We start from the raw sequence: 12,211 nt of genomic DNA on the forward strand, positions 1-12,211 counted from the left end.
ATGCCGAGCCACGATCCCGCCATGCCCGTGTCGGAGACAACGAGCACGCCCTCGGCGCGCAATCTGTGGCTGCGCATCGCGTCGGCGGCGATCCTTGCGCCGCTTGCGGTCGGCGCGGCCTATCTTGGCAGTTGGCCTTTCAGCATTTTCTGGCTGGTCGCTGCTATTGCCGTCTGGTGGGAGTGGGTCGGCCTCGTCGACCCCGCTGGCCGTCACGTCGTGCTGGCAACCGGCGCCTGCGCGCTGATCTTGCAGGCGATCCTGATCGAGACGGGCCACGCTGCCATTGCAATCATGGTGATCGCACTGGGTGTACTCGCTGCCGTTGTTACCGCAGGCCGTCAATCGCCGCTGGTCGCCGGCGGTATCGTCTACGCCAGCGCACTGCTGGTTGCCCCCGTGATCCTGCGCGCGGATGAAGCCTTTGGCTTTGCGGCCATCCTGATGCTCTTCGCCGTTGTCTGGGGAACCGATATTGGTGGTTATTTCTCCGGCCGGACATTTGGCGGACCAAAGCTCGCCGCAGCGATCAGCCCCAAGAAAACATGGTCCGGCGCAATCGGCGGCACGATAGTCGGCATCGCGGCCGCCATCGCGATCTGCCAGCTTTTCGGCATCAAAAACGTCGTGTCGATCGGGCTGATCGCACTGGCCCTGTCGATCGTGTCGCAGGCGGGCGATCTGTTCGAATCCTGGCTAAAGCGCCGCGTTGATGCCAAGGATGCCAGTGGACTGATACCCGGCCATGGCGGTGTCATGGATCGGCTGGATGGTTTCATTTTTGCCGCAACTGTCGCGGCGCTTCTCGGTGTCGTTCGCGGCGGCCTTGAAACGCCGGCAAACGCGCTTCTTATCTGGTAGATCATATTGACCACCACAGCATCACTCAAGCAACGCAAGGCAAAGGCGCCAGCGCCCCGCAGCGTCAGCATTCTCGGCGCGACCGGCTCGATCGGCACAAGCACGATCGATTTGTTGCTGCGTCAGCCTGATCGATACAAGGTTGAAGCGATCACCGCTCAACGCAACGTCGAAGCACTTGCGAAAGCGGCCATCGCGCTCAACGCGAAATTCGCCGCCGTGGCGGAGCCCGACAAACTTTCCGCCCTCAAGGATGCATTGGCCGGCACTGGAATTTCGGCAGGGGCGGGTGAAAGTGCCGTGATCGAGGCCGCCGCACGCCCGGCCGACTGGATCATGGCTTCGATCAGTGGCGCCGCCGGTCTTGCACCAACGATGGCTGCGGTTGAGCGGGGCGCCTCCGTCGCCATCGCCAACAAGGAATGCCTTGTCTGTGCTGGCGGCTTGTTCATGCGCCGCGCCGCGGCCCGCAACACGACAATCCTGCCGGTAGATTCGGAGCACAACGCGCTGTTTCAGGCGATGGCGGCCGGCTTACGCGGCGACGTGCGGCGGCTGATCCTGACGGCCTCCGGCGGACCTTTCCGAACCTGGACCGCCGATGCCATCAACGCGGCTTCACCCGAACAGGCCTTGAAGCACCCGAACTGGTCGATGGGCGCCAAGGTCACGATCGATTCCGCCACGCTCATGAACAAGGGCCTGGAACTGATTGAGGCCCATCACCTGTTCCAGATGCCGGCCGCCAGCATCGATGCCTATGTCCATCCGCAATCTATCGTTCATGGCATCGTCGAATTCCGCGATGGCTCGTTCATCGCCCAGCTCGGGGCGCCTGACATGCGGATTCCGATCTCGCATTGCCTCGGCTGGCCCGACCGGATCGATGAGCCGGCACGCCGCCTGACGCTCGAGGAGATGTCCAGCCTGACCTTCGAGGCGCCCGATCTTGTTCGCTTTCCGGCCCTGCGCCTCGCACGCGAGGTGATTGAGGCGGGCGGAGCCGCGCCCACTATCCTCAATGCCGCCAATGAGGTGGCCGTGGCCGAATTCCTCGATCGCCGCCTCGGATTTGCCGCCATTCCGGCGCTCGTAGAAGCGACACTGAATGAGGCTGCTCGGACCGGCATGGTCAACGAGCCGGCAAGCGTCGAGGAGGCTCTTGCCATCGACAAAACCGCACGATCGATGGCCAGCGCATTGCTGCCGGTCGTTTCAAAAGGTTAGAATCCAGCTCTAACGGGATAGAATTCAATGGGTTTTCTGGAGCATTTCAGCTTGTGGGGCGGCGGTTTTACCGGCGCGCTGCTTCCGTTCCTGTTCGTGCTGACCATTGTGGTATTCTTCCACGAACTGGGGCATTTCCTGGTTGCGCGCCTCTGCGGCGTCCGCGTTCTGACATTCTCGGTGGGCTTCGGGCCGGAAATTGTCGGCTTTAACGATCGGCACGGCACGCGCTGGAAGATTTCAGCCATCCCGCTCGGCGGCTACGTCAAATTCTTCGGCGATGAGGATGCCGCCAGCACACCGGACCAGTCCTCGATTTCAGCCATGACCCCCGCCGAGAAGCGGGAAAGCTTCCATCATCAACCGGTTGGAAAGCGGGCGGCGATCGTCGCGGCGGGCCCGATTGCCAATTTCATCCTGGCGATCCTGATTTTCGCGGCGATCTTCACCTTCTACGGACGGCCATCGACCTCGGCCCGGATCGACGCGATCCAGCCGGAAAGCGCGGCCGCGCAGGCCGGTTTTGCGGCCGGCGACGTCGTCGTGGCCATCAATGGACGGCCGATCGAGACCTTCGCCGAGATGCAGCGCGTGGTCAGCACCAATGCCGGGCAGCAGCTTTCGGTCACCATCGATCGCGGCGGCGCGCAGATGGATCTCAAGGCGACCCCGGCCTTGCGCGAGGTGAAGGACAATTTCGGCAATGTCCACCGCATCGGCGTGCTCGGCATCACCCGTTCGATGGGGGCCGCCGATTCACAGCTTGAGACAGTTTCAGCACCTCGGGCTCTCTGGATGGGCGTCGAGGAGACCTGGTTCGTTATCGATCGGACGCTGTCTTATATCGGCGGCATCGTTGTCGGGCGCGAATCCGCCGATCAGCTCGGCGGCCCCATCCGGATCGCTCAAGTCTCGGGGCAGGTGGCGACCGTCGGCTTTATCGCCATCATGAATCTGGCCGCGATCCTGTCCGTCTCAATCGGGCTTTTGAATCTGTTTCCGGTTCCTCTGCTCGATGGCGGGCACCTTTTGTTCTATGCAATCGAGGCGATCAGAGGACGACCGCTATCCGAGCGGGCGCAGGAAATGGGCTTCCGGATCGGTCTCGCGCTTGTCGTCATGTTGATGATTTTTGCAACTTTTAACGACATCATTCACCTTACGGCCTCATAGCACCGCCTGCCGCGCAAAAAACGTGTGGCGATGAGGCAACGTGCGGGGGTTCGGTTAACGAACGACCATAGTTTCGTTTGCACCCTTGGCTTGAGCCTGTAAAAGCTAATGGTGTTAGACACTTGTTTACGATTCTGACCGCCAAAGGGGCAGGATAAAGGGCGTGGTAGTGGGAATGGCTGGCCGGGTATTGCGGGGAGCAGGACTAGCGGTTCTTCTCCTTGGGGGAATCGTTTCGGGCATCGCCGCTGTTGCGGTGCCGACTGGTTATGCGTTTGCTCAATCTGCGAGTGTCGTCGTCGAGGGTAACCGGCGTGTCGAAGCCGACACCGTCCGTTCCTATTTCAAGGGTACGAGTGCCGCTGCGATCGACGAGGGGCTGAAGGGCCTTTACGCCACCGGCCTGTTCCAGGACGTCAGGATTCGTCAGGCCGGCGGGCGGCTAATCGTGACTGTGGTGGAAAACCCGGTCATCAACCGCATCGCCTTCGAAGGAAATATCAAGGCTAAGGACGAACAGCTTACCGCCGAAATCCAATCGAAGCCGCGCGGGACGCTGTCGCGGCCGATCGTGCAATCGGACACGCAGCGCATCATCGAAACCTATCGCCGCAACGGACGCTATAATGTTCGAGTGGTGCCAAAGATCATCGAGCTCCCCAACAATCGCGTCGATCTGGTTTTTGAGATCACCGAAGGCAAGAAGACCGGCGTCAAACAGATCCGCTTTATCGGTAACCGTTATTACAGCGATTACCGGCTGAAGGACGTCATCAAGACGTCAGAGTCCAACTTCCTGAGCTTTTTGAAGACCTCGGACGTCTACGATCCGGACCGGATTGAAGCGGACCGCGATCTTCTCCGTCGTTTCTATTTGAAGCACGGCTTTGCCGATGTGCGCATTGTGTCGGCGATCAGCGAATTCGATCCGACGCAGGACGCCTTCATCGTCACCTTCACGATCGAAGAGGGCGATCAGTACACATTTGGCCAGGTCGATGTTCAGTCGAATGTCCGCGCCGTCGATGCTGTCACCGTCGCCGACAAGCTGAAAGCCAAACCCGGCGCGACCTATAACGCCGAAGCTGTCGAGAAATCGGTCGAAGCGCTGTCGGTTGAGGTGGCGCGGCGCGGTTATCCGTTTGCCGTGGTTCGCCCGCGAGGCGACCGCGATTTCCAAACGCGCAAGATCAATCTCGTTTTCACGGTCGACGAAGGCCCGCGGGCTTACATTGAGCGCATCCAGATCCGCGGCAATACGCGGACACGTGATTACGTCATCCGCCGTGAGTTCGATCTCGCCGAGGGCGACGCTTACAATCGTGCGCTGATCGACCGCGCCGAACGTCGGCTGAAGAACCTGAACTACTTCAAGAGCGTGAAAATCACCAACGAGCCGGGCTCGTCGCCAGACCGCGTGGTGGTGAATGTCGAAGTTGAAGAAATGTCGACCGGCGAATTCTCGATTTCCGGCGGCTATTCGACCCAGGACGGATGGCTTGGCGAAGTTTCGGTCGGCGAGCGCAATCTGCTCGGCCGCGGCCAGGCTGCTCGCGCGTCGGTTCAGTATGGCCAGCGCGCACGGGGCTTCGAATTGTCTTTCGTCGAGCCCTATTTCCTCGATTACCGCTTGGCTCTCGGTCTCGACTTCTTTGCCAAGGAGACCAACGGTCAGGAATATACGTCATACGACACGCAGACCATCGGTGGCGCCGTGCGCCTCGGCTTCGAGCTGCGCGAGGATTTGACCCTGCAGCTCCGCTATTCGCTCTACCAGCAGGAACTGTCGTTGCAGGACGGCTACTCGAACTGCTTCGCGACCGTGCCGTGGATTCCAAGCGCCAAGCCAAAAGATTGTAATGACATTAACATCGTGCCGTCGCTTCCGGTTCGTCTGAGCCTCGATCAAGGCGCCGTGCTGACATCGCTCGCCGGCTACAGCCTGATCTACAACACGCTCGACAACAACCGTAACCCCACTCAGGGCATCCGCGCCGAGTTGAAGCAGGAGCTGGCCGGTCTCGGCGGTGACGTCAACTTCATCCGCAGCACGGGCGACGTCCGCTTCTACCACGAGGTTGTGCCTGACTATATCGCCCTGCTGCGCTTGCAGGCCGGCAATATCACAGGCTGGGGCGGTAAGGATCTGCGCTTTATCGACATGTTCCAGGGCGGTCCGAACCTCGTTCGCGGCTTCCGCCAGAACGGTTTCGGTCCGCGCGATCTGACGGATTGGACGACGCACGACGCACTCGGCGGCACCAATTACTGGGCGGCAAGCCTTGAGCTGCAGATCCCGCTCTATTTCGTTCCGAAGGATGTCGGCATTCGTGCAGCGATCTTCGCCGATGCCGGTTCGGTCTGGAATTACAAGGGACCGACCGCCGTCCCTGGCGAAACCATGACATTCTCAGATACCAATGCGGTCCGTTCGTCGGTCGGCGCGGGTCTGGTGTGGGATTCACCGTTCGGTCCGCTACGGTTCGACTATGCGATCCCGCTGACCAAGCAGAGCTACGACATCGTTCAGGAATTCCGCTTCGGCGGCGGGACACGGTTCTGATCCGCGCTGCCGATTTCACCAAGTTGTTCACCGCAGTGTCGGCGGGATGACCGATCCGGTATTTTTCAAGCGAGATGGCGATCTCTCCGTTGGCGAGATCGCTGCATTGACCGGTGCGACGCTATCCGACCCGTCGCGGGCCGATCTGCGCATCAACAATGTTGCGCCGATTGATCGGGCCGGTCCGCATGATCTGACCTTTCTTGAAAACCTGCGCTATTCCAGCGGCCTCGCCTCAACCAGAGCCGGCACCTGTCTGATTGCCGAACGCTATGTGAAAGATGCTCCCGCCGGTCTTCTTCTGCTGATCACGCGCGATCCCTATCGCGGCTTCGTCGCGGTCACGCGCAAATTGTTTGCCGATGCGCTGCGTCCATCGTCGCTGTTCGAAGCCGAGGGCATCACCCACGGCGCATCGGTTCATCCCAAGGCCCGCATCGAGGACGATGTCACCATTGAGCCCGGCGCCGTCGTCGGTCCGCGGGCCGAAATCGGCTCCGGCACGTTGATCGGGGCCGGCGCTGTGATCGGGGCCGAAGTCCGCATCGGTCGCAATTGCAATGTCGGGCCACACAGTTCGATCATGCATGCCTTGATCGGCGACCGCGTGATCCTGCATCCGGGCTGCCGGATCGGTCAGGACGGTTTTGGCTTTGTCATGAGCCCGCGCGGCCACACCAAGGTCCCGCAGGTCGGACGGGTTATTATCCAGGACGACGTCGAGATTGGCGCCAACACTGCAATTGACCGTGGCGCCATCCGCGACACGGTGATCGGCGAGGGGACCAAAATCGACAATCTTGTCCAGATTGGCCACAATGTCTTGATTGGCCGGCATTGCATCATTGTCGCTCATTGCGCGATCGCCGGCAGTGTGACGCTCGAAGATTTTGTGGCGCTCGGCGGCCGCGTGACCATCAACAATCACGTCACCATCGGAGAGGGCGCGCAGGTGGCGGGTATGAGCGGGGTGAATAACGATATTCCGCCCGGAGGACGCTACGCAGGTCTTCCGGCCAAGCCGGCCAAGCTCTGGATGCGCGAGGTTGCCTGGCTTGAGCGCGCCGCAAAGAACTATAGCGGTGAAAAGAACAAAGCTGGGACCGAGGGCTAAATCCCATGAACGACATGCCGACCAGACTGGAAACGGCGGATATTGCGAAAATCCTGAAAGCGTTGCCGCACCGTTATCCGTTCCTGATGATCGACCGTGTCGTCGACATGCGGGCGGATGAATTCGCCATCGGCATCAAAAACGTAACCGCCAACGAGCCGCAATTCATGGGGCATTTTCCGGAGAACCCGGTTTTCCCCGGCGTGCTGATGATTGAAGGCATGGCCCAGACCGCAGGCACCTTGTGCATCTGCTCGGGTGCGACAGGTGGTGAAACGAAAAGTGTCTTCTTTCTGACCATCGACAAGGCCAAGTTCCGCAAGCAAGTGCAGCCTGGTGACACGATCGAGTATCACGTCACCAAAATCGCGCGGAAGAAGATGATGTGGTGGTATCGCGGCGAGGCCAAGGTCAACGGCATATTGGTCGCCGAGGCCGAAGTCGGAGCGATGATTGTCAATGCCTGAAATGCCTGAGCCGTCTATCGATCCGACTGCGCGCATTGCTTCCGGCGCGATCATCGGCAAGGGCGTTGCGATCGGTCCGTATTGCGTTGTCGGTCCCCATGTCGTGCTGGGCGATTACTGCCGGCTCATCAGCCATGTCTCTTTGACAGGCCATACGACGGTGGGCGATCGCACGGTGATTTATCCTTTCGCCTCACTCGGTACGCCGCCGCAATCGGTCAAGTATCGTGGCGGCCCGACGCGATTGACGATCGGTGCGGATTGCGAGATCCGCGAACACGTCACCATGAATACCGGTACGGAGGATGACGGAGGTCTCACCGCAGTCGGCAGCAAATGCATGTTCATGGTCGGCTCGCATGTCGGCCACGACTGCAAGGTCGGCAACAACGTCACGATGGCCAACAACGCGGTGCTCGGCGGTCATGTCGTCGTTGAGGATCATGTCTTCATGGGCGGACATTCGGCTGCGCATCAGTTCGTCCGCATCGGCGAAAGCGCGATGATCGCCGGCGTGACGGGTCTTGGCGCCGACGTCATTCCATTCGGCTTTGCCATCGGTCAGCGCGGTGAACTCGACGGCCTTAATGTCATCGGCATGCGCCGTCGCGGTTATTCACGCGCCGATATCCATGGACTTCGTCAAGCCTATCGTGCGCTGTTTCTTGTCCGCGGCCATTTCAAGGAGCGGGTCGATGCGGTCGAGCGCAGCTTTGCCGATGATCCGGTTGTTGCGAAAGTCATTGCCTTCATCCGGGCCGGCGGCTCGCGTCCCCTGATGAAAGCGAGCAAGACCGGACTGGCCGGAGAAGGAAGTCCGGCAACAGAGTCATGACGACGACGGATCTGGCGGCAGGCGAGGGCCCGGTCGCCATCATCTGCGGCGGCGGCACCTTTCCGTTCACGGTTGCGGACGCCTTGCTGCGAAACAACCGTCAGGTCGTTCTGTTCGCCTTGACCGGCTGGGCTGACCCCGAACGCGTCAAGAATTATCGGCATCACTGGGCACATGTCGTGCAGCTTGGCCGCTTCCTGCGGCTGGCACGCCGCGAAGGCTGCCGCGATGTCATTTTCATCGGCACGCTCGTGCGGCCGAGTTTGCGGCAACTGATCAATTTCGATCTTGCGACATTGCGCGTATTGCCCCGTGCGGTCCGCCATTTCTACGGCGGCGACGATCATCTCCTCAGCGGCATGGCCCGCATGCTGGAGGACTATGGCTTCCGCCTGCTCGGCGCACACGAAGTCGCGCCTGAAATTCTGGTGCAGGAAGGCGCGCTCGGGCAATTCGGCCCTTCCGAGAATGATTTAACCGACATCCGCCATGGTTTCGAAGTTCTGCGGGCGATGGGGCCCTTGGACATCGGCCAAGGCGTTGTCGTCGCCAATCGGCACGTCATCGCGGTAGAAGCTGCAGAAGGTACCGATCAGATGCTGGCCCGCGTGGCAGAGCTTCGGCGGAGCAAACGCTTCCGTGCGCCGCTTGGCACCGGCGTCCTCGTCAAGGCGCCCAAGCCCGGACAAGATCGCCGGTTCGACCTGCCGTCCATTGGTCCGCGCACGATCGAGGAAGTGGCTGAGGCTGGGCTCGCGGGCCTCGCCGTGATCGCAGGCGGCACCATCGTTGCCGAACCGCAAATTGTGGTTCAGAAAGCCGACCGGGCGAAGGTGTTCGTGGCCGGGTTTGGCGAAACCGCATGAAGGTCTTTCTGGTTGCGACGGAGGAATCCGGCGACAGGCTTGGCGCCGCATTGATACGGGCCCTGAAAGCAAAGCTTGGCGCGTCGGTCGAATTCCGCGGCGTTGGCGGCTACGAGATGGCTGCCGAAGGGTTGCCGTCGCTCTTTCGCATCGACGATCTCGCCATTGTCGGCATCTCTGGCATCGCCCAGGCGCTGCCGATGATCCTCAGCCGCATTCGCGAGACGGTCCGTGCGGCGCTGCAGGAGCGCCCCGACGTCTTGGTCATCATCGACTCGCCGGACTTCACCCATCGCGTCGCCCGCCGTGTCAGAAAGGCCAACCCCGCCATTCCGATCGTCAATTATGTCTCGCCCTCGGTCTGGGCGTGGCGGCCGGGCCGGGCACGCGCCATGCGCCGTTATGTCGATCATGTGCTGGCGCTGCTGCCGTTCGAACCCAAGGTGCACAAGGAACTGGGTGGTCCGCCTTGCACCTATGTTGGCCATCCGCTGGTTGAACAAATTGACGAACTGCGCCCCAACGCGGCCGAGGCGGAGCAGCGGAATACCGGAACGCCGTTGCTGCTGGTTCTTCCGGGCAGCCGCAAGAACGAGATCAAGCGCCTGATCGAACCGTTCGGACGCGCCGTGGAGCGGCTTGCCAAGACCGTATGGCCGCTGGATATCGTCATTCCGACCACGCCCCATCTCCAGGACACCGTCGTGCGGGAAACCGCCCACTGGCCCTTGCGGCCAAGGATCGTCGTCAAACGCGAGGATCGCCGGGCGGCGTTCCGCCGGGCGCGTGCCGCCCTGGCCAAATCCGGCACGGTGACGCTGGAGCTTGGTATATCGGGCGTCCCCATGATCACGGCCTACAAGGTGTCCAGTCTTGAGGCCGTGATCGCGCGGCGGCTGATCCGCGTGCCGTCCGTGATCCTGACCAATCTGGTGCTGGGCGAGAATGCAGTCCCTGAATTCATACAGACCGACTGCACCCCGGAGAAGCTGTCGGCGGCGCTCGCACCGCTCCTGCGCAATTCCCCCGAACGGCAAAAGCAACTGATCGCCTTGGCCCGCCTCGATGGGCTGATGGAAATAGGCACGGCCCAGCCGGCACGCCGGGCAGCCGATATCGTGGAGCAAGTTGCGAGCAAATCCAGGCTTCCGGCCTGACAAATGTCTCGAAGGCTGGTATCAGCCCCTGAACTGCCTCATTTGCGGCTTCCCCTTGCCGTCCCATCCCACCGGCGAATTTTCATGCGCAACGGCCATCTGAAAACACCAGCAATAACAGGCGTTTGCGGTTACCTTCCCGATTACGTTCTCAGCAATAGCGAACTGGCCCAGATGGTCGATACATCCGACGCCTGGATCATGGAACGCACGGGAATTCGGGAGCGGCGGATCCTCAAGGGCGAGGGCCTCGGCACATCGCATATGGGTGCAGAGGCGGTGCGGGGGCTGCTCAAGCGGACCGGCAACAGGCCGGAAGACATCGATCTTTTGATCTGCGCGACCACGACGCCGGATTTCGTCTTTCCGTCCACGGCCAACCTGATATGCGACATGGTGGGCGTCGGCCCGATCGGGTCGTTCGATGTGCAGGCGGCTTGTTCGGGCTTCATCTATGCGATCACCATCGCCTCGCAATTCGTAGCCAATGGTCAGTGCAAGAAGGTAGTCGTCGTCGGTGCCGACAAGATGTCGGCGATCATCGACTATACCGACCGCGCGACCTGTGTGTTGTTCGGCGACGGTGCAGGCGCCGTGCTCATCGAGCCGAGTCCGAACGGCGAGGGCATTCTTGACACGTTGATCCGGTCGGATGGTTCAGGCATGATCCATCTGCATCAGAAAGCCGGTGGCAGCCGCATGCCGCCCAGCGCAGAAACGGTGGCAAAGCGTTTGCACTATGTGCATCAGGAAGGCGCTGCGGTTTACAAATTTGCCATCGCGAAAATGGCCGAAGTCGCCGGCGAGATCATGACGCGCAACAATCTTCGCGGCGACATGATCCACTGGCTGGTGCCGCATCAGGCCAATCGCCGCATCATCGAATCCACGGCCGAGCGCATGGGCTTGCCGATGGAACGCGTCATGATGACGATCCAGAAATATGGCAACACCACTGCCGCAACTATTCCGCTCTGCTTGTGGGATTATGAGAGCAAGCTGAAGGCCGGCGACCGGCTTGTGCTTGCGGCATTCGGCGGCGGTTTCACCTGGGGCGCAGCTTATGTGACCTGGGCCTATGACGGAGCAAAGCAGGCGGCAGCTTAGCTGTCGCACTGCGCTCCGTATTCAGCGCGATCTAGTGGTCCGATTCTAACGCTCGCATCCTGTTCAGCGGGCACCGTTGCGAACGTCAGAATCAAGGGACCACTAGCAAGTATACTTGCTAGTGGAGTTTTGGATTTGACATTCGCTTTGCGAGTCTGCGGTTAACGGGGTAGCGAATGTCAAATCCACTCCACCAGAGTCATCTCAGTGTGGTTTGCTAAAGGTCTGCCACAGCCACAACGCGATTAGCACGATCAGCGATCCAACCAGCGCGGCAACGATGTCGCGTAGTGAAATTGCGATCTTGTCGAGATCGGGGAACAGCCCAAAAATTCGGAAAAGGAAGCCGCCGACCAGCGCGCCGACAAGGCCAAGACCGATATTGCGCCAGAGTCCGAAGCCCTGGCGATGCCAGGTGATGATCAGACCGGCAAGGCTTCCGCCGATCAGTCCAACAACGATCCATACAACGAATTGAGCGAATGTCGGCATGGCCGTCTTCCATCTCTTTGTTTGAGCTCAAACCTTCGGCTGTGATTCGATCAGGATCATCTCATAGCATATCCAGATACGATATCCCGGCAACATTTCACCAACTGATTGCAGTGCATTGCGGCATCCACAAAAATTGCAAGATGCAAACGCGACGTTCAGCGATGTTGCGCCGCCGCGCAGGCCTTTCTCTTTTTGTCTGTCGTCGTGCTGTCGCACGCTTTCCTTCCTGATTTTTGAGGAATACGATTGTTGAAAATGGCGGCTCGTTCTGTGATTGACCGCTCAATGTGCCTGCGATGCACGTAAACTTTTCAACGCATCGGCCGCCATTTTCGTTACGCCATCG

12 protein-coding genes are annotated in these 12,211 nt (G+C 60.4%); 10 read left to right on the plus strand and 2 right to left on the minus strand.

Annotated elements, in window-relative coordinates:
- The 10 genes from CAK95_RS22980 (at position 1) to CAK95_RS23025 (ending at position 11,370) form a co-directional block, all read left to right on the plus strand.
- On the plus strand, positions 1 to 861 hold the full coding sequence (locus CAK95_RS22980) for a phosphatidate cytidylyltransferase (protein ID WP_157699710.1): 861 nt from the start codon (positions 1 to 3) through the stop codon (positions 859 to 861).
- Between the two features lie 6 nt (positions 862 to 867).
- The gene (gene dxr, locus CAK95_RS22985; protein ID WP_086090034.1) at positions 868 to 2,088 is read left to right on the plus strand and encodes a 1-deoxy-D-xylulose-5-phosphate reductoisomerase; all 1,221 of its coding nucleotides are present in this window, start codon (positions 868 to 870) and stop codon (positions 2,086 to 2,088) included.
- A 27-nt stretch (positions 2,089 to 2,115) separates the two neighbouring features.
- Entirely contained in the window at positions 2,116 to 3,261 is a 1,146-nt protein-coding gene (rseP, locus tag CAK95_RS22990; RefSeq protein WP_086090035.1) for an RIP metalloprotease RseP, read from the plus strand.
- A gap of 175 nt (positions 3,262 to 3,436) precedes the next feature.
- Positions 3,437 to 5,824, plus strand: coding sequence for an outer membrane protein assembly factor BamA (bamA, locus tag CAK95_RS22995; protein WP_245303496.1), 2,388 nt, complete (start codon positions 3,437 to 3,439; stop codon positions 5,822 to 5,824).
- A 46-nt stretch (positions 5,825 to 5,870) separates the two neighbouring features.
- A complete protein-coding gene (gene lpxD / locus CAK95_RS23000; RefSeq protein WP_086090037.1) occupies positions 5,871 to 6,938 on the plus strand; it encodes a UDP-3-O-(3-hydroxymyristoyl)glucosamine N-acyltransferase in 1,068 nt (355 codons plus the stop codon).
- Positions 6,939 to 6,943: 5 nt separating this feature from the next.
- Positions 6,944 to 7,405, plus strand: coding sequence for a 3-hydroxyacyl-ACP dehydratase FabZ (fabZ, locus tag CAK95_RS23005; protein ID WP_086090038.1), 462 nt, complete (start codon positions 6,944 to 6,946; stop codon positions 7,403 to 7,405).
- Positions 7,398 to 8,240 (plus strand): acyl-ACP--UDP-N-acetylglucosamine O-acyltransferase, encoded by an 843-nt coding sequence (gene lpxA, locus CAK95_RS23010; RefSeq protein ID WP_245303497.1) that lies wholly within the window; start codon positions 7,398 to 7,400, stop codon positions 8,238 to 8,240. The genes fabZ and lpxA overlap by 8 nt, the downstream gene beginning before the upstream one ends.
- Positions 8,237 to 9,106, plus strand: coding sequence for an LpxI family protein (locus tag CAK95_RS23015; protein WP_086090040.1), 870 nt, complete (start codon positions 8,237 to 8,239; stop codon positions 9,104 to 9,106). Before lpxA ends, CAK95_RS23015 begins: the two co-directional genes overlap by 4 nt.
- Positions 9,103 to 10,263, plus strand: a complete 1,161-nt coding sequence (gene lpxB / locus CAK95_RS23020; RefSeq protein WP_086090041.1) for a lipid-A-disaccharide synthase — start codon at positions 9,103 to 9,105, stop codon at positions 10,261 to 10,263. Before CAK95_RS23015 ends, lpxB begins: the two co-directional genes overlap by 4 nt.
- A gap of 84 nt (positions 10,264 to 10,347) precedes the next feature.
- Positions 10,348 to 11,370, plus strand: a complete 1,023-nt coding sequence (locus CAK95_RS23025) for a beta-ketoacyl-ACP synthase III (RefSeq protein ID WP_198343754.1) — start codon at positions 10,348 to 10,350, stop codon at positions 11,368 to 11,370.
- 204 nt (positions 11,371 to 11,574) lie between these two features.
- On the opposite strand, the gene CAK95_RS23030 is transcribed toward CAK95_RS23025, so the two are convergent.
- Both CAK95_RS23030 and CAK95_RS23035 read right to left on the minus strand, forming a co-directional pair.
- Positions 11,575 to 11,862 carry a GlsB/YeaQ/YmgE family stress response membrane protein gene (locus CAK95_RS23030; protein WP_086090042.1) on the minus strand — a complete coding sequence of 96 codons (288 nt, stop codon included), beginning with the start codon at positions 11,860 to 11,862 and terminating at the stop codon, positions 11,575 to 11,577.
- A 27-nt stretch (positions 11,863 to 11,889) separates the two neighbouring features.
- Entirely contained in the window at positions 11,890 to 12,081 is a 192-nt protein-coding gene (locus CAK95_RS23035; RefSeq protein WP_086090043.1) for a hypothetical protein, read from the minus strand.
- Between the last annotated feature and the right edge of the window lie 130 nt (positions 12,082 to 12,211).

It is taken from the genome of Pseudorhodoplanes sinuspersici (genome assembly GCF_002119765.1).
GTDB lineage: Bacteria > Pseudomonadota > Alphaproteobacteria > Rhizobiales > Xanthobacteraceae > Pseudorhodoplanes > Pseudorhodoplanes sinuspersici.

What these genes read in the sequence shown, in the direction of transcription:
- CAK95_RS22980 (WP_157699710.1), top strand. Translation starts at nt 1, where the DNA reads ATGCCGAGCCACGATCCCGCCATGCCCGTGTCGGAGACAACGAGCACG.
- rseP (WP_086090035.1), top strand. Translation starts at nt 2,116, where the DNA reads ATGGGTTTTCTGGAGCATTTCAGCTTGTGGGGCGGCGGTTTTACCGGC.
- bamA (WP_245303496.1), top strand. Translation starts at nt 3,437, where the DNA reads ATGGCTGGCCGGGTATTGCGGGGAGCAGGACTAGCGGTTCTTCTCCTT.
- lpxD (WP_086090037.1), top strand. Translation starts at nt 5,871, where the DNA reads ATGACCGATCCGGTATTTTTCAAGCGAGATGGCGATCTCTCCGTTGGC.
- fabZ (WP_086090038.1), top strand. Translation starts at nt 6,944, where the DNA reads ATGAACGACATGCCGACCAGACTGGAAACGGCGGATATTGCGAAAATC.
- lpxA (WP_245303497.1), top strand. Translation starts at nt 7,398, where the DNA reads ATGCCTGAAATGCCTGAGCCGTCTATCGATCCGACTGCGCGCATTGCT.
- CAK95_RS23015 (WP_086090040.1), top strand. Translation starts at nt 8,237, where the DNA reads ATGACGACGACGGATCTGGCGGCAGGCGAGGGCCCGGTCGCCATCATC.
- lpxB (WP_086090041.1), top strand. Translation starts at nt 9,103, where the DNA reads ATGAAGGTCTTTCTGGTTGCGACGGAGGAATCCGGCGACAGGCTTGGC.
- CAK95_RS23025 (WP_198343754.1), top strand. Translation starts at nt 10,348, where the DNA reads ATGCGCAACGGCCATCTGAAAACACCAGCAATAACAGGCGTTTGCGGT.
- CAK95_RS23030 (WP_086090042.1), bottom strand. Translation starts at nt 11,862, where the DNA reads ATGCCGACATTCGCTCAATTCGTTGTATGGATCGTTGTTGGACTGATC.